Below are 17,212 nucleotides of genomic sequence, written 5' to 3' on the forward strand. Positions count from 1 at the left end.
TCCTAAATCTTATATTTATCGCATGAAAAGCATTCAGTCCCTTTTGTTTTTATCCCTTTGTCTTGGATTTTTTGCCATTAACGAAGTTTCTGCCCAATACGGCTATGGTTCACCCTACGGTTATGGAGGCATGTATGGCAGGGGACGCAGCTATGTTCCTCAGGCTGGACCCGTTGAAACAGATAAAAAGGAAACCCCTCCTACTGCCGAAGAAATTGTGGAGTCACAAATGCCCTCCATTACTGAAGCATTGGGATTGGATCCGTTTGAGGAGGCCATTGTTAAAACCTCATTGACCAAATCGGTACAACAACGTATTGAACTTTCCATTTTGGAATTGGAACCTTTGAAAATGAAGGAAGAGGTAGAAAAAATTCAGAAAAGACAAGACGAAGAACTTAAAGCTGGTCTCCCTCCTGAAAAGTATGAAGCCTATGTTGAGCTCCAAAATAACCAGTTTAAGGTGAAAAAGAAGCGAAAAAAGAAGAACAAAAAAGATTAACAATTCTTTAAGGTCATTCGCAGGCACAAATCCGTTGTTGATAGAGATTAATTTCGTGCCTTCTTTTATTCCAGACAATTTTGCGGAACTAAAATCAAACTATGTACAGGATTATAATTCCTTTACTGTTGATGTCCGCATTTGTTTTTCAAGGTCAGGCACAGCAGAAGCAAAAACCCATAACCGTTACTGGAAAAGTAATGGATTCCGATTCTGGTCAACCACTGGAATATGCCACTTTTGTTCTTCAAAAAGCTGATGACCCCAATAGTGTTACAGGGGGAATCACCGATTTGGATGGTAATTTCGAAATTGAAACCGCACCAGGAACCTACAATATTCGTGTAGAATTTATTTCATATAAAACTTATTCTTTAAACGGTAAAGCTCTTACTTCCGACACTAATCTTGGAAGTATCAGTTTATCACCTGATGTTGCCCAATTAGCCGAAGTAGAAGTGGTTGGAGAAAAAACCACCGTAGAGGTTCGTTTGGACAAAAAAGTATATAATATTGGAAAAGACATCACCACCAGCGGTGGTAACGTAAGTGATGCCTTGAGTAATATTCCTTCTGTATCTGTAGATGTAGAGGGCGCCATCAGCCTTAGAGGAAACGACAATGTACGGATTCTTATCAACGGTAAACCTTCTGCCCTAGCAGGTTTTGGTTCTACCGATATTTTACAGCAACTACCTGCAGATGCAATTGAAAAAGTAGAGGTAATTACCAGTCCATCTGCTAGATATGATGCTGAAGGAACCGCGGGTATTTTGAACATTGTTCTTAAAAAGGAAAAGACATTGGGTATCAATGGATCTATCAACACAACCGTTGGTATTCCTTTTAACGCAAGAGCTACAACCAACTTGAACATTCGTACCGAAAAGTTCAACATCTTTAACACCCTTGGATATTTCCACAGAGAATCTCCAGGAGGTGGTTTTAACGATAACCGTTATTTGTCTGATGCCAGTGCTTTCGATAGAATTTTGGAGGACAGGGATATTACCAGAAACAACGACGGGTTCAACATCAACCTTGGAATGGAATATTTCTTAACTGATAAATCTTCCATTACTGGTAGTGTTTTTTACAGATGGTCCGATGGGAACGATATTACTGAAAACAACAATCAACGTTTTAATGATGGAAGTTTGAGCAGTCGTACCCTTAGAACTGAGGAACAGGGTGAAAAAGACCGTAGTACCCAATACTCATTCAATTATACCAACAATATCAATGATGACGGTCACAAATTGACAGCAGATTTCCAGTATTCAACCAACACGGAAGATGTTTTAACTGGAATTCGCGAAGATCAGTTTATTCCTAGTGATAGCTTAATTGCCTTAGAGAATATATACGAAATACAAACTGAAGATGAGTTTTTAACCCAGATTGACTATGTGTTGCCCATGGGTGATGCTCAATTTGAAGCAGGTTACCGTGGTAATTTCCAAAAGGAAGTAAATGATTACCAGTTGGATACCTTAAATCAAGGTTCAGGAAACTTTGAAACCAATAGGGATTTGACCAATATTTTCACTTACCATGAAAATGTAAATGCATTGTACACCCAATACGGTAACAAATATGGTAAGATCTCTGTATTGTTAGGATTGCGATTAGAGAATACCGTAATGAAGGGTAATGTAGATTCCGATGTAGATACTTCAGTTTTGGAAGAGCTAGTCGGTGAAGATGTGGACCTTAATTTTGATAAAAACTACCTAGGTCTTTTCCCAACAGTGAACTTGATCTATGAACTTTCCGAGACACAAAATATTTCGGTAGGTTATAACCGTAGAATCAACAGACCTAGAGGATGGTTCATTAATCCATTCCCTTCTAGATCAAGTAGAACCAATGTGTTTCAAGGTAACCCAGACTTAGATCCTGCTTATGCAGATGCCTTTGATGTGGGGTATATGAAACGATGGAAGAAGTTAACCTTAACATCCTCAGTGTATTATCAAAGAGAAACACAATCTTTTGAATTTATTACGGAAGAAACAGGGTCATTTACTTCAGATGGTATTCAAATCATCCGTTCAGTACCCATCAACCTTTCCACTAATGAGCGAATAGGTGCTGAAGCAGGAATTATTTATAGTCCCTTCAAATGGTGGAGAATGAACGGAAGTGTCAACTTCTTTACCTTCACTTCTGATGGTGAATTTAATGGTATCGATTACGGAACGTCCAACTCTAGCTTTTTCTCTAGAATGAGCAACAAGTTCACACTTCCAGCAAAAATCGAATTGCAGGCCAACTCTTTCTTTATGGGCCCTCGTCAGAATGCCCAAACCGAGAGCAAAGCTATGTTCTCTTTAAATTTGGCATTGAGCAAGGACTTGTTTAAAGATAAAGCCACACTTTCTTTAAATGTTAGTGATGTATTCAACTCCAGAAAACGTCAGTCGTTTACACAAACACCTACATTTACCACGGACAGTGAGTTCCAATGGAGAAAAAGACAGGCTAACTTGTCATTCATTTACCGATTCAACCAACCCAAAGAGCGTAACAACCGACGCGGTCCTGGGCAAGATGATGGAGAAGAGGAAAGACAATTTGAAGGATAGAAAATTAGAAACCAACCAACCTCTCTATAATGAAAAAAGGAAGACCGAAAGGCTTCCTTTTTTTTATGCGTTTAAAATATCGTCAAAAAAATAACCTGATCAAATTTGAAATAATTTCAAATACGAAAAGGTCCAAAACAAAAAAGAAGCCAAACGGCTTCTTTTTTTATTCTTCTAGTTGGGCTTGTTTAGCCTCTTTTCTTTCTTTAAACATTTCCCTAAGGTTACCAATCAACCAGTAAGGTACTACAAAGGTCAACAAGAAAATCATCAACCAAAATCCGATGGTTAAAATTGTTAAAAAAGCTAAAAAACCTAAATATTGGTCAAAATCGAACATCTTTTATCCTTTTGTTTCAACAAAGATACTTTCTTATTCGGAAAAAAAACAAATCCTAGCTCAAAAAAAAGTGTAATTATCCTATTCCACTACCATTTAAAAGCCCTAACCCCTACCTTTGTAAGTATAATATTTTAACTATGAGCTTTAGGATAGAAAAAGACACCATGGGCGAGGTAAAAGTGCCCGCGGATAAATACTGGGGCGCCCAAACTGAACGCTCCCGAAACAACTTTAAAATAGGTGCACCTGCATCCATGCCATTGGATGTGGTTTACGGTTTTGCCTATCTAAAAAAAGCTGCTGCGTACGCGAATCACGAATTAGGTGTATTAGCGGTAGAAAAAAGAGATTTGATTGCCCAAGTTTGCGACGAAATTCTTGAAGGAAAACACGACGACCAATTCCCTTTGGTAATCTGGCAAACGGGTTCGGGAACCCAGAGCAATATGAACGTGAACGAGGTTATTGCAAACCGTGCCCATGAAATTGCTGGTAAAAAAATAGGTGAGGGTGAAAAAACCATCCAACCCAATGATGATGTGAATAAAAGTCAATCGTCCAACGATACTTTTCCAACAGGAATGCACATTGCGGCTTACAAGAAAATTGTGGACGTTACCATACCAGGTGTAGAACAGCTTCGCGATACCTTGGAGGCCAAATCCAAAGCCTTTAAAGATGTGGTTAAAATTGGTAGAACCCACTTGATGGATGCTACTCCCCTAACCCTTGGTCAAGAATTTTCGGGCTATGTATCCCAATTGAACCATGGATTAAAAGCCTTGAAAAACACATTATCACATTTAAGTGAATTGGCATTGGGTGGTACTGCTGTTGGTACTGGACTGAACACACCAAAAGGTTATGATGTGCTTGTTGCAAAATACATTGCCGAGTTTACAGGAAAACCATTTATCACTGCGGAAAATAAATTTGAAGCTTTGGCTTCCCATGATGCCATTGTAGAAAGTCATGGTGCATTGAAGCAATTGGCTGTTTCTTTAAACAAAATTGCAAACGATATCCGTATGATGGCTTCAGGTCCTCGTTCAGGAATTGGAGAAATTATTATTCCAGCCAATGAACCAGGTAGTTCCATTATGCCAGGAAAAGTCAATCCAACCCAATGTGAAGCCTTGACAATGGTTTGTGCCCAAGTTATGGGTAACGATGTTGCCATTAGCGTTGGTGGAACACAAGGTCATTACGAATTGAACGTATTTAAGCCCGTAATGGCCGCAAACATTCTACAATCTGCTCAATTGATTGGGGATGCTTGTGTGAGTTTTGATGAGAATTGTGCTGTTGGTATTGAGCCGAACCACGAAATCATTAAAACCTTATTGAACAATTCATTGATGTTGGTAACTGCCTTGAATACCAAAATTGGATATTACAAAGCTGCGGAAATTGCCAACACTGCCCATAAAAATGGTACAACCTTAAAAGAAGAGGCCATTTCCCTTGGTTATGTTACTCCCGAGGAATATGACGAATGGGTAAAACCTGAAGATATGGTGGGAAGTTTAAAATAAATTTTAAACCGAACCAATTGAATAAAAAAGGCCCGTCCAAGTTGGACGGGCCTTTTTAGTGATAGTGATAATAGTGTGTATTATTTCAAGATGAACTTGGAAGTACCCAATAGTTTCAATCCGCTATCGTAAACATTTACCATGTAGTTACCTTTTTGGAACTCATCAGCAGGCTTGTTTAGATAGTCACATACATCCAAAGCATCATTTTCGTAGTAGAAGTTTGTAGCTTTACTATAAGTCAAGGTTGCACCTTCTTCTGTAGTAGCTGTCAAACCTTCTCCCAATACATTTCCTTGTGGTCCAAGAACTTCAATAAAGAACTCTCTGTCACCAGCTTCAGCGATTACGTTATCAGCAATAGTGAAACAAACTTTGAATTTATCAGTAGCTCTGGCTCTAGAAGTAGAAACCAATTTCCCACTGCTTCTTTCTTTTACTGCATCTACACTAATTACAGATAGGTTAAGCGCAGAACCTCTTTCAACGGCATCAGCCAATTGTGTATTTTGTACGATCAAAGAATCGTTGAAAACAGTTTGCTTTTCCAATTCAGAATAAGTACTGTCTCTTTGCATAGCCAACAAGCTGTTAGATTGCGTTAACGAATCTACTTGTTTCAACAATTTTTCTCTTTCTGCTTTAAGAACGCTTACTTGTCTTCTGTAACGAGAAAGGGAAGCGATATCAGCTTTCATTCCGTTTACAGAATCGATATATTTTGCAATGTTGTCACGTGCAGCAACCAACTCTTCGTTAGTGGCGTTGCTTTCCAAAATAGCCTTGTCGTACTCAGACTTAAGGTTGTTCAAATCCTCAACTACCAAATCTTTCTCTTGAGTTAAAGCTTGAGTAGTGGCTTTTTTGTCTTGGTAAAGGCTAACGGTGTATATAATAGTTCCCAAAAGAACAACACCCAACAATCCAGCAATTACCTTCAATCCGTTGTTATTTTTTGTTTCAGTCATAATTTTTTTATTTTAATTGATTTCAGTTTTAAGGTTATTAATCAATCGTGTTTGATTTATATACGCATTGGATTTCGATTTGGATTATATGAATTAAAAAAAATTGTTAACCGATTCCGATATATGTATTAGTAATCACTTATTTTTAAAGAAAACAAAGCAACATGAAAAGTAAATTATTTTTATTGATGGGACTGATTTCATTGACCATCATTTCCTGCAAAGAGAAAAAAGAACAGACTGAGGAAACCACAGAAGTTGAAACTGTGGCGATAGAAGAAAAACCTGCAGCTGCAACCATTATCCCTATTGAGCATGCCACTGCTGTAGTTGAATGGGATGGGAATACCATATATATAGACCCCGTAGGTGGAAAAGCCGCCTTTGAAGGTCAACCATCACCAGACCTTATTTTTATTACCGATGTGCACGGAGATCACTTTAACCCAGAAACTTTGGGTGAATTGGAGCTAGAGGGAACAACCATTATTGCACCTGATGCCGTGGCATTACAAATGTCCGAAGATTTAAAATCCAAAACCACAACCATGAAAAATGGGGAGGTAAAAGAAATCGCAGGATTTTCCGTAGAGGCTATTCCTATGTATAATCTTCGAGAAGAGGCCAAAGATTTTCATATAAAAGGCAGAGGAAATGGATATGTGTTCACTTTTGGTGATGAAAGAGTTTATTTTTCAGGAGATACCGAAGATATTCCCGAAATGCGTGCCCTAGAAAATATTGACAAGGCTTTTATTTGTATGAACCTCCCTTACACCATGACGGAAGAAAGTGCTGCTGATGCCGTGATTGAATTTAAACCAAAACAAGTTTATCCATATCACTTTAGAGGTCGTCCCAATGTAAGCGATGTGAACAAGTTTAAAAGTTTGGTAAATGCGGGTGATCCAAACATCGAAGTAGTGCTCGTGGATTGGTACCCCAATGAAGATTATTAACAAAACAAAATAAATTCCCTATTTAACCGTTAGGGTATCGAACTAGTAACCAAATCAAATACAGTAATATGGCTCCCAAATCCCATGTTCTTGTAGTTGCGGCACTTATTTTTGCTGCAAATGCTACCTATAGTCAATGCGACAATTTTTATTCCAAAGTAACCTATGCCCTAAGTCATAGTAAAAAGGCAATGTCCGCCACTAACTTTGAGCATCAAATGTATTATGCTGAAAGAGCTCTTACCGCTCTTGAAAAATCCGAACCCTTTATGGAGGATTGCGGATGCGATAAGGCAAAAAATAAAAGACTCGATGCCATGGAGACCTTGGACAAAGCCATTGAGCCAACCGACTGGGAAGCTGGACGTTTTTTCACAAAAAAAGCTTTGGGTGAAATTAATGAGTTAATAACCATTGTTGATCAATGCACGCTTGGAGTTTCTTCGCCTGGCCCAAATGAAGATATGGATGTTGTTTCCATTGACGAGAATTCTGAAATCATTGAGGAAGAAACAACCACTACTTCCAATAATTCCATGGAGGCCGAAATGATCAAGGTGTTCGAAAAGCATGCAGATGACAAACTCATCTCCGCCGAAAATGCCATCATTCAATTGGTGGAATTATCGAAATCCATAGGCACAGTGCCTGCGGGAACCCAAGACCCTAATAGTTTGGCCTCTCACCAAAAAGCTTATTTGGAAAAGGCCAAAAAATTATTGGAGGACGGAATCAAAAATCTCGAAAGGGAAGAATAATTACCTCCTTTTATCGAATCAACTTTTTATACTTGATACGCTTGGGCATGATATCCGTTCCCAAGCGTTTCTTTTTGTTCTCTTCGTAGTCTGAGAACGAACCTTCAAAGAAATACACCTGAGAATCGCCCTCAAAAGCAAGAATGTGGGTACAGATCCTATCCAAGAACCATCTGTCGTGCGAAATGATCACGGCACAACCAGCAAAATTTTCCAAACCTTCTTCCAAGGCACGGAGCGTATTCACATCCAAATCGTTGGTAGGCTCATCCAAAAGCAATACGTTGCCTTCTTCTTTTAAGGTCATCGCCAAATGAAGACGGTTACGCTCACCACCCGAAAGCATGTTTACCTTTTTATTCTGCTCACTTCCTGAAAAGTTGAATCGACTCAAATAAGCTCGGGAGTTTACTTGTCTCCCTCCCATATTTATCAATTCTTGACTGTCACTGAAATTTTCCCAAATGGATTTCTCTGGATCAATATTGGAATGTGACTGATCCACATAAGCCAATTTTGCAGTATCACCTACAATAAATTCACCCTTATCGGGAGTTTCCTCTCCCATGATCATCTTAAAGATGGTAGTTTTACCAGCACCATTAGGACCGATGATACCAACAATACCCGCTTGTGGTAAGTTGAAGTTTAAATTTTCATACAATAATTTGTCACCAAAAGCTTTGCTTACGCCTTTGGCCTCAATTACGTTGGTTCCCAAACGGGGACCGTTCGGAATATAGATCTCCAATTTTTCCTCAACCTGTTTCTGGTCTTGGCTCATCAATTTATCATAATTGTTCAAACGGGCCTTTTGCTTGGCATGTCTACCCTTGGCACCTTGACGCACCCATTCCAACTCTCGTTCTAATGTCTTTTGACGCTTGGAAGCTTGTTTGCTCTCTTGCTCCAAACGTTTGGCCTTTTGGTCTAACCAACTGGAGTAGTTTCCTTTCCATGGAATTCCCTCACCGCGATCCAATTCCAAAATCCAACCCGCAACATTATCCAAGAAATAACGGTCGTGCGTTACGGCAATTACGGTTCCTTTATACTGTGCCAAATGATGCTCCAACCAGTGTACCGATTCGGCGTCCAAGTGGTTGGTAGGTTCATCCAACAACAGAACATCGGGTTCTTTCAACAACAAACGGCACAAAGCTACTCTCCTGCGTTCACCACCAGATAATACACTGATTTTTTTATCAGAATCAGGGGTACGCAAAGCGTCCATCGCGATTTCCAACTTGGTATCCAATTCCCATGCGTTTGAAGCATCGATCTGATCTTGAAGTGCTGCTTGCTTGTCCATAAGCTTCTGCATTTTATCAGCATCCTCATACACTTCGGGCAAACCGAACATATCGTTTATTTTATTGTATTCGTCCAAAATGGCAACGGTTTCAGCAACACCTTCCTTTACCACTTCAAGTACGGTTTTGTCTTCATCCAATTGTGGTTCCTGTTCCAAATACCCCACAGAGTATCCTGGTGAAAAAACCACATCACCCTGGTAGTTTTTATCAACCCCTGCGATAATCTTTAGCAAGGTGGATTTACCTGAACCATTAAGACCCAAAATCCCAATTTTGGCTCCGTAGAAAAAGCTTAAATATATATTTTTAAGCACAGGGGTATTGGCCGTTTTATAGGTCTTGGTAACCCCAGACATTGAAAAAATGACTTTCTTATCGTCTGACATTTACTGTAAATTAAATTGTTATGAAAAAATAAGGTTACACTCTACCTTTTAGGGCATTGAATACCCAAGCAACGGCAAAAAAGCCAATTCCTACTGCGGCAAAACCGTATCCAGCAACCTCGTCATATTTAAAAGCTCCAAGTGCGATCATACCCAATCCAACCAAAATCATAATCCATGTGGCATAGGCTAGCACTGTGTTCTTGTTCATTCCCATTGTATCTATTTCTGAAGAAATTCAAATATCGTAAAAATAGGTATAATGCAAAGCCGAAAATAGGATTTAAGTTTCAAAAGGAAAGGTTACTCCGCATTTTCCCCTTACGTTATCCAATAATTCGGCCAAATCCAAACTATTTTGATGCGACCATAAATTGCTTTCAATCTGATTGTTCCTCAAACACTGGTGGACTTCGAGAATCTCATAATAGTATCCGATTCCTTTTAAAGGAAGATCAAACACCTTTTCTTCTTTATCCTTTACTAAAGTAAAACCATCTGTTTCATGCCATCTAGGATTGATGAAAATCTCACCTTTGGAACCTGATAGTTCAGCTTCCATTTTTGAATCCCCCATCAAACCACTGAACAAGACCGCCTGAGCATTTTCATAATCAAAAATCATGCTGGTTTGAAGTTCAGTCCCGTTTTCATGAAACTTTGATTTCGCCATTATTTCATTGGGCATTCCAAATAATAAATAGGATAGGAAAATGGGATAAATTCCAATATCGAGGATTGAACCTGAAGCCAAATCTGGATTCAGCAATCTGGAATCCAAATCGCGGTCGAGGGCATAAAAAGCAAAATCGGCATGCAAATAAGCCAAATCGCCAATGGCACCATCATCTACCAATTGTTTTATTTTTTGAATGGAGGGATTGAATCTGGACCACAAGGCCTCCATTAAAAAGGCATTGTTTTCTTTGGAAGCAGCCACCATTTGTTTCACTTCGCTACTACCCACACCCAAAGGTTTTTCACAAATCACCCCAATACCATGCTTCAAAGCTTGAATGGTCAGATCCTTGTGATAATTATGCGGAGTGGCTACATAGACCACATCCACTGTTTTGGACTCAAATAATTCTTCATAGCTTCCAAAAACATGCTCCACATTAAACTCATCTGAAAATTGTTTAGCGCGATTCAAATTCCTTGATGCTACGGCGGAAATTTCTGCATCCTCGACCAATTGTAGGTCTGACGCAAATTTTCTGGCAATTTTCCCAGGGCCCAGAATACCCCATTTTATTTTGCTTTCCATATACTTCAAAAGTAATGATTATAACTCCTTATCTTTATCCCACTAATCATATTTGATCCTATGGACCTTAACTTCAATAAAAACGAAGACCATAATAAATTACAACTTTCTGACCTTAAACGCAGGCTCGCCAAGGTAAAATTGGGTGGTGGAAAAGGGCGAATAGAAAAGCATCATGCCAAAGGCAAGATGACGGCTCGTGAACGTATTGATTATTTGTTGGATGAGGGTTCAAATTCCATTGAAATTGGTGCATTTGCTGGAGAGGATATGTACCAAGAACATGGTGGATGTCCATCAGGTGGTGTGGTGGTCAAAGTAGGCTACGTAAAAGGCAAACAGTGTGTGGTGGTGGCCAATGATGCCACAGTGAAAGCTGGGGCTTGGTTTCCGATTACTGGAAAGAAAAACTTAAGGGCCCAAGAAATATCCATTGAAAACAAATTGCCCATCATTTATTTGGTGGACAGTGCTGGGGTGTATTTGCCCTTGCAGGATGAGATTTTTCCTGATAAAGAACATTTTGGTCGCATTTTTAGAAACAACGCCATTATGAGCAGTATGGGAATTACCCAAATTGCTGCGGTGATGGGAAGCTGTGTTGCTGGAGGTGCGTATTTGCCTATTATGAGCGACGAAGCCTTGATTGTTGACAAAACAGGAAGCATATTTTTGGCTGGAAGCTATTTGGTAAAAGCTGCCATTGGAGAAAGTATTGATAATGAAACATTGGGTGGAGCCACAACCCATTCTGAAATAAGCGGCGTTACCGATTACAAAGCCAAGGATGATAAAGATGCCTTGGATAAAATCAAAAATATAGTCGATAAAGTTGGAGATTTTGACAAGGCTGGTTTTAACCGTTCTGAACCCAAAAAACCCATTGAGAATCCAGAGGATATTTACGGAATCTTGCCCAGGTCTCGTAGTGACCAATACGATATGTTGGAAATTATCAAACGCTTGGTCGACGATTCCGAGTTTGAACAATATAAAGAAGGCTACGGAAAAACCATTTTAACAGGATATGCTCGAATTGATGGTTGGGCCGTAGGTATTGTAGCAAACCAACGTAAGGTGGTAAAAACCAAAAAAGGTGAGATGCAGTTTGGCGGGGTCATTTATTCCGATTCCGCGGACAAGGCCACACGATTTATCGCAAATTGCAACCAAAAGAAAATTCCTTTAGTGTTTTTGCAGGATGTAACGGGTTTTATGGTGGGTAGCAAAAGTGAACACAGAGGCATTATTAAGGATGGTGCCAAAATGGTGAATGCCGTGAGTAATTCAGTGGTACCCAAATTCACAGTGGTAATTGGCAACAGTTACGGTGCTGGTAATTATGCCATGTGTGGAAAAGCTTATGATCCTAGATTAATTGTGGCTTGGCCAAGTGCCGAACTAGCCGTAATGAGTGGAAATTCTGCCGCCAAGGTATTGTTGCAAATTGAAAAGGCTAGTTTGGAAAAAAGTGGTGAGCCTTTGGATGCTGATAAGGAAAAAGCACTTTTTGATGAAATAAAGCAACGTTACGACAATCAAATTTCGCCTTATTACGCTGCCGCAAGACTTTGGACGGATGGCATTATTGATCCTTTGGATACTCGCAAATGGATAAGTATGGGTATTGAAGCTGCTAATCACTCCCCCATTGAAAAGCACTTTAATATGGGCGTTCTACAGGTATAATTTATTTGCTTTGGACAATACTTGATGTCACGGGAAAGGAGAACAATCGTTGATTCACACCTTTCATACCCAAACGGAACACCTTTATTTCTTTAGTTTGAAATTTACTCCCGTAGTTTTTATAAATCGTGGCTTTTAAATAGGTTGGAGTCAATTGTTTGTTTCCTAAATAGGTGGTATTTACATTCCAAATCCCTGGTAGTTCATCATCCAATAAAAAGTCGACCATAGAATAGCCCAACTGCTTTTCCGAACGGACGCGATCTGCCATTTCCAACAAGTTATGTTTCCAACTAAAATATTGATTATTTGGATTTACAAACTGTAAATCAAATTCGGCTTCGGAATCGTTCCATTCAAACACCAAACGTGTGCTAAATTCATTTTGTGGGGTACCAGTTTCAAATTGATTGGAATTCTTAGTATTGTCCCAATTTAAATTGTCAATCTCTCTTTGCATCATTTCGGTAAGATGTAAAGTATCTGATACCAACAAACCTTCATCCAACAAAAATGAATGTCGAGCAAGTAATGAGTTGGCAGATTCTGACCTATTTACATTCCGATAGCTATTGGCCAGATCCATATAGCTTTGCGCATAATCTGGGCGTAAAGTATAGACCTTTTTATAGATTTCATGAGCTTGTTTAAAACGGGATTGGGATTCGTAGGTAAATGCCAAAGCTTTTAACCAAACGGCATTATTTTCAAAAGCATCAAAATTCGCTTCAATAATTTTATCTGCCACCGCTCCCCCATATTTTTCAAAAAATAAGGCATAGGAATCCACATAAAAATAGGGGACGTTGGAAAATTGCCGCTCATATTTATGATAAAGCTCAAGGGTTTCATTTTGAGTTGTTGTGCCTTCCATTTCCAAAATATATTCAGGATAGCCTTCTGATACATCCTGATTGGAAATTACCTTACCCGTAACAAAATTATTGCGCAAACGCGCTTGATCATAAAGTTTACCGCTATTTTCTTCTCGTAAACCATGTACCCCGCTTTTGGTATTGATAATTACAACTCCACCACTCGCCGTGGGACCGTAACGAACAACGGCTTGTATTCCAGGAATGATACCAACGCGGAGAACCATGGCCAAATCGATCCAAACAGGAGCATCTTGAAATACTTGTCCATCTACTTCAAAAATGGCTGGTCGACTATTATTTATGGACCCCATTCCCCTCATATACAACACTTTTGTTGGAATCCCTCCCTTTAAAATGGTTTTCACCCGCATTCCCGATCGCCTACTGGCGATCGCTTCCAAAATATCTGCTCCCACATTAAATTCAGAACCATCTATTACTTTAAGCTGATAGGCAACAGTATTAGGACTTAAGTACCCGTAAAAGGAATTTACTATTGATGGGTCGGAAAAATAATTCATCCCCAATTCCTTCTGTTTATTAACTTTTTTGGACACTACGACTTCCTCCAATTGCTCTGTTCGTAATATCATTGAAATGTTCAGGGTTTTGGTCACATCTTCAACAATTATCGAAACGGTATCCATTCCCATGTAGGTAAATTGAAGTTCTTCTTTTGGTGCTGCAACGATTGTATAAAATCCTTCAGAATTGGAAAATGACTTTTTTGCAGATGAAAGGTTGATAACGTGCACACCAGATAAGGGCAGTCCTTCATTGGAAATATGACCTTGTACCACCTTTTGAGCCATAGAGTTATGACAAACCAACACTAGGATGAAAGCAATGACTATATTCCTCATAACCTTGCTATCAATTATTAGCAACCCTTGATGGAAGCCTCAATTCGAAAAATTGTTGATTCGCCCCCTTAGTACTTAGCTTAAAGACCTGAACTTCCTTACTCTGAATTTTACTCCCGTAATTCTTGTAAATAGTAGCTTTCAAATAAGATGGGGATAATTGTTTATTGCCCAGATAGGTCACATTCACCTTCCAAATACCTGCCAATTCATCGTCCAATAAGAAATCGGCCATGGAAAAACCTAGTTTCTTTTCGGAACGAATGCGCTCGGGCATTTCTGCTAAGCTATGCTTCCAATTAAAATATTGGTTCTCTGGATTTACAAATTGCAGGTTAAATTCTGCTTCCGAATCGTTCCACTCAAAAACCAATCGGGTACTATAAAAATCTTGTTCGGTTTTTTTTCTTTTATGAATTTTCATGGAACTGTTTTCCAATAAAAACAAGTTATCCATTTCGCGTTGCATCAAGGTGGCCAGGTTCAAAGAATCGTTTTGTAGCATTCCTTCATCCAATAGATAGGAATGTCTGGCAAAAAGCGAGGTAGCCGAATCTGGCATATCCAAGTTTCTATAACTGTTGGCGAGATCAATATAGCTTTGGGCGTAATCTGGTCGTAGCTTATAGATCTTTTTATAAATTTCGTGTGCATCTTTTGTTCTATCCTGATCTTCCAAGGTATAGGCCAATGCCTTTAACATTACAGGATTTTTTTCAGACACCTGAACAAATCGCTCTAAAATAGCATCTGCAAATTCCTTTTGCCCTCTTACGTCATAAAAATGAACGTATGCATCCAATAAAAAGTTGGGATGATTTCCATATACCTGCCCCTTTTCTTGATAAACAACCTTTGCTTCCTCAACAGTTGCACTATTTTCAAGGTCAATCAAATATTGTGGTTTGGATGCGCCATTTCCATTTTGAGCAACTTTACCATTCATATAATTGTTACGAAGTTTAGCTTGATCATAGGGTTCTTTGGGATTTGCCTTGTAGGTCCCATTTTTAGTATTCACCACGATAACACCTCCTGCCCCAATAGTTCCATATTTTGCAGTGGCATTGATACCAGGCATAAGGGCAACACGTTCAATATTATTTGGATCTAACCAAGAGGGCCCTTCCGTGAAAATTTGGCTGTCAATATCATAAATCATGGGTTGTTGCGCCATAATTGATCCCATTCCTCTTGAATATACTTGAAAGGTATAGTCGGGATTGATGATAACTTTTGTCCCTGCGAATTTTCCAATCAGATACATTCCAAAATTATAATGGTTACTGATCATATCCTTATTCGTGAGAATCGGTAGCCTTCCCGCAAAAGTTTCCTTATCTATTATTCCAAAGGCAGTACGAATCAAATTTTTATTGGTCGCATATTGATGCTCAAGAATACGTTGTTTATTTCTTCCAACCTCACTTACCAATTCCACTTCATCCAATTCTTCAATCTTCAACTCCATTTTTACATTAAGGATTCGAGTTACATCCTCCACTAGAATTGCTACGGTATCCATTCCCATGTAGGTGAAGCGGAGTTCTTCCCTCGGTTGTGCTTTAATCTGGTAAATTCCTTGTGTATCGGAACTGGTTTGCGCACCAGAGGTTAAATTATGCACCTTGACATTGGACAAAGGGGATTTACCATCAGAAATACGACCTGATATCGCATTTTGACCATAAGAAAATCCAGAAAATAAAAGGAAAAAACAAGCAATTTTTAGCAACCTCATAATATGATGAAAATTAGATGGTTACTAAATTTACAAAATTTAATTGCCCAATTGTTCTTTTTGTCTTGGGATTAACAACAACTCCGTTTGCCTTCCATTGATGTACCTAAATCCATCTTCTCCATAAAAACCTGGCTCTTCAAGCATAATGCGCACATCTCGGTTCCATTCAGGGATATTTACGGTAGCGTTCAATTCGATGGCATAGCATGTATTTGGGTTTAATGGATAGTTTTCACCATCATCTTTCATCACACCACCTTGGGCATCCCACATTCCGATTGTTGTTCCTGCAGAGTGGCCATAAGTTCCCAGTGGATGCGTGTAAATGGAAGGACGAAGCCCTGCACCTTTCGCTCCTTGAAGTGCCTTTGCCAAAATATCATTGCCAACGCGTCCTTTGATCATATTGGTGGTCAAGAAATCCTGTACTCGGTTTCCATCATACAACGCATTATTTAAAAAAGACGGTGCTTCTTTTTCTTCTGGTTTAAGCACGTAGGCCATTTCTTGACAATCGGTATTCAATCGTAAATACGTTATTCCAAAATCGCAATGCAATAAATCACCAGGCATGATCACTTTGTCCACATCCACCTTTCCAGAAAAAGAACTCAAATGGTCCACCAGTGCTTCTTGGTTACGTTGAATGTCCACTGTTGGGTGAAACCAAGTTTCCAAGCCCAAATCAGTTACTTTTTGGCGCATCCACCAAACAACATCATCAGTGGTGGTGATCCCTGGAGTAATAACTTTTTCGGAAAATGCTTCAGCTACAATATTATGGGTAATGTCAGTCAATTGTGCAAAAATGGCCATTTCACGCGGCGTTCTGGTTTCAATCCAACGTACACCCAATTGCTCTGCTGAAACAACTTTATTCTTGAATTTATTGGGCAAATAGTCCATAAAAGCATCATAATCCGTTTTATCCAATCCATCTGCAATGTTATGATCCTCGGAAAAATTAAGTCCGATGGTCTTGGGGTTTCTTTCCGAAATCAATTCCATCAATCTTTTCCATTGGTCAGGTTCTTTTTCCTTATCCCAAGCAGACTCAATGCTTTTTCCCACATTGTAACGTGCTACGGCCAATTTATCAATGGTATTTTTGGATTTGTCCCTATAAAAAAGTAGAATAGTTCGTCTTCTCGCATTCAACCAAGTGGCTGGCAGCATGGTTTTTAAGATAGGATCTTCATTGTATTCCCGTGAAATCACCACCCACAGATCAATTCCTGTATCGTCCATTAATTTGGGAAGCAATACGTTGAAACGTTCTTCCAAAATTTCATCCACTACTCTGGCCCGTTCCACCTCAGGCAGGATTTGTTGGGATAGTGCAATTAGAGGTAAAACAAATAATAGAAGTTGGATGGTTTTTCGCATGAGGGTTATTTTTGGTTTGAAGCTAGTAAA

Annotated in this window: 13 protein-coding genes; 6 read left to right on the forward strand and 7 right to left on the reverse strand. The window is 39.2% G+C overall.

The features are described from left to right. Window positions 1–22 precede the first annotated feature (22 nt). The 3 genes from BLQ18_RS12970 to fumC all read left to right on the forward strand — a co-directional run bounded on the left by BLQ18_RS12970 (window position 23) and on the right by fumC (window position 4,968). Window positions 23–502, forward strand: coding sequence for a hypothetical protein (locus BLQ18_RS12970; RefSeq protein ID WP_090296985.1), 480 nt, complete (start codon window positions 23–25; stop codon window positions 500–502). A gap of 101 nt (window positions 503–603) precedes the next feature. Continuing rightward, window positions 604–3,090 carry a TonB-dependent receptor gene (locus tag BLQ18_RS12975; protein WP_090296990.1) on the forward strand — a complete coding sequence of 829 codons (2,487 nt, stop codon included), beginning with the start codon at window positions 604–606 and terminating at the stop codon, window positions 3,088–3,090. 480 nt (window positions 3,091–3,570) lie between these two features. Beyond that, on the forward strand, window positions 3,571–4,968 hold the full coding sequence (gene fumC / locus BLQ18_RS12985) for a class II fumarate hydratase (protein ID WP_090296999.1): 1,398 nt from the start codon (window positions 3,571–3,573) through the stop codon (window positions 4,966–4,968). A gap of 80 nt (window positions 4,969–5,048) precedes the next feature. On the opposite strand, the gene BLQ18_RS12990 is transcribed toward fumC, so the two are convergent. Then, complete coding sequence (locus tag BLQ18_RS12990) at window positions 5,049–5,936, reverse strand: hypothetical protein (RefSeq protein WP_090297002.1); 888 nt, start codon at window positions 5,934–5,936, stop codon at window positions 5,049–5,051. A 164-nt stretch (window positions 5,937–6,100) separates the two neighbouring features. Here BLQ18_RS12990 and BLQ18_RS12995 point away from each other — a divergent pair, with 164 nt between their 5' ends. Both BLQ18_RS12995 and BLQ18_RS13000 read left to right on the forward strand, forming a co-directional pair. Beyond that, window positions 6,101–6,895, forward strand: a complete 795-nt coding sequence (locus tag BLQ18_RS12995; protein ID WP_090297006.1) for an MBL fold metallo-hydrolase — start codon at window positions 6,101–6,103, stop codon at window positions 6,893–6,895. A gap of 68 nt (window positions 6,896–6,963) precedes the next feature. Then, window positions 6,964–7,653: a hypothetical protein gene (locus tag BLQ18_RS13000; protein ID WP_090297009.1), complete on the forward strand. Its 690-nt coding sequence runs from the start codon at window positions 6,964–6,966 to the stop codon at window positions 7,651–7,653. A gap of 10 nt (window positions 7,654–7,663) precedes the next feature. On the opposite strand, the gene ettA is transcribed toward BLQ18_RS13000, so the two are convergent. From ettA to BLQ18_RS13015, 3 genes are all read right to left on the reverse strand, one after another. Then, window positions 7,664–9,355, reverse strand: a complete 1,692-nt coding sequence (ettA, locus tag BLQ18_RS13005) for an energy-dependent translational throttle protein EttA (RefSeq protein ID WP_090297012.1) — start codon at window positions 9,353–9,355, stop codon at window positions 7,664–7,666. Window positions 9,356–9,389: 34 nt separating this feature from the next. After that, a complete protein-coding gene (locus BLQ18_RS13010) occupies window positions 9,390–9,572 on the reverse strand; it encodes a CAL67264 family membrane protein (RefSeq protein WP_090297015.1) in 183 nt (60 codons plus the stop codon). A 66-nt stretch (window positions 9,573–9,638) separates the two neighbouring features. Further along, window positions 9,639–10,622 (reverse strand): Gfo/Idh/MocA family protein, encoded by a 984-nt coding sequence (locus tag BLQ18_RS13015; protein WP_090297019.1) that lies wholly within the window; start codon window positions 10,620–10,622, stop codon window positions 9,639–9,641. A 60-nt stretch (window positions 10,623–10,682) separates the two neighbouring features. On the opposite strand from BLQ18_RS13015, the gene BLQ18_RS13020 reads away from it, so the two are divergent. Continuing rightward, entirely contained in the window at window positions 10,683–12,311 is a 1,629-nt protein-coding gene (locus BLQ18_RS13020) for an acyl-CoA carboxylase subunit beta (protein WP_090297023.1), read from the forward strand. A gap of 1 nt (window position 12,312) precedes the next feature. Here BLQ18_RS13020 and BLQ18_RS13025 read toward each other — a convergent pair whose 3' ends face one another. Genes BLQ18_RS13025 through BLQ18_RS13035 form a run of 3 tightly spaced genes read right to left on the reverse strand, consistent with a single transcriptional unit; the run spans window position 12,313 to window position 17,182 of the window. Next, window positions 12,313–14,052, reverse strand: coding sequence for a carboxypeptidase-like regulatory domain-containing protein (locus BLQ18_RS13025; RefSeq protein WP_139150399.1), 1,740 nt, complete (start codon window positions 14,050–14,052; stop codon window positions 12,313–12,315). A gap of 10 nt (window positions 14,053–14,062) precedes the next feature. Continuing rightward, window positions 14,063–15,793 carry a carboxypeptidase-like regulatory domain-containing protein gene (locus tag BLQ18_RS13030; RefSeq protein ID WP_090297031.1) on the reverse strand — a complete coding sequence of 577 codons (1,731 nt, stop codon included), beginning with the start codon at window positions 15,791–15,793 and terminating at the stop codon, window positions 14,063–14,065. A 39-nt stretch (window positions 15,794–15,832) separates the two neighbouring features. Continuing rightward, entirely contained in the window at window positions 15,833–17,182 is a 1,350-nt protein-coding gene (locus BLQ18_RS13035; RefSeq protein WP_090297038.1) for a M24 family metallopeptidase, read from the reverse strand. Window positions 17,183–17,212 lie beyond the last annotated feature (30 nt).

Origin of the sequence: Flagellimonas zhangzhouensis (genome assembly GCF_900102925.1) — a bacterium.
In the GTDB taxonomy this organism is placed as follows: Bacteria; Bacteroidota; Bacteroidia; order Flavobacteriales; family Flavobacteriaceae; genus Flagellimonas; species Flagellimonas zhangzhouensis.

Coding starts and splice junctions, on each gene's coding strand:
- BLQ18_RS12970 (WP_090296985.1), top strand. CDS start 23: ATGAAAAGCATTCAGTCCCTTTTGTTTTTATCCCTTTGTCTTGGATTT.
- BLQ18_RS12990 (WP_090297002.1), bottom strand. CDS start 5,936: ATGACTGAAACAAAAAATAACAACGGATTGAAGGTAATTGCTGGATTG.
- BLQ18_RS13025 (WP_139150399.1), bottom strand. CDS start 14,052: ATGAGGAATATAGTCATTGCTTTCATCCTAGTGTTGGTTTGTCATAAC.
- fumC (WP_090296999.1), top strand. CDS start 3,571: ATGAGCTTTAGGATAGAAAAAGACACCATGGGCGAGGTAAAAGTGCCC.
- ettA (WP_090297012.1), bottom strand. CDS start 9,355: ATGTCAGACGATAAGAAAGTCATTTTTTCAATGTCTGGGGTTACCAAG.
- BLQ18_RS12995 (WP_090297006.1), top strand. CDS start 6,101: ATGAAAAGTAAATTATTTTTATTGATGGGACTGATTTCATTGACCATC.
- BLQ18_RS13030 (WP_090297031.1), bottom strand. CDS start 15,793: ATGAGGTTGCTAAAAATTGCTTGTTTTTTCCTTTTATTTTCTGGATTT.
- BLQ18_RS13015 (WP_090297019.1), bottom strand. CDS start 10,622: ATGGAAAGCAAAATAAAATGGGGTATTCTGGGCCCTGGGAAAATTGCC.
- BLQ18_RS13000 (WP_090297009.1), top strand. CDS start 6,964: ATGGCTCCCAAATCCCATGTTCTTGTAGTTGCGGCACTTATTTTTGCT.
- BLQ18_RS13035 (WP_090297038.1), bottom strand. CDS start 17,182: ATGCGAAAAACCATCCAACTTCTATTATTTGTTTTACCTCTAATTGCA.
- BLQ18_RS13010 (WP_090297015.1), bottom strand. CDS start 9,572: ATGGGAATGAACAAGAACACAGTGCTAGCCTATGCCACATGGATTATG.
- BLQ18_RS12975 (WP_090296990.1), top strand. CDS start 604: ATGTACAGGATTATAATTCCTTTACTGTTGATGTCCGCATTTGTTTTT.
- BLQ18_RS13020 (WP_090297023.1), top strand. CDS start 10,683: ATGGACCTTAACTTCAATAAAAACGAAGACCATAATAAATTACAACTT.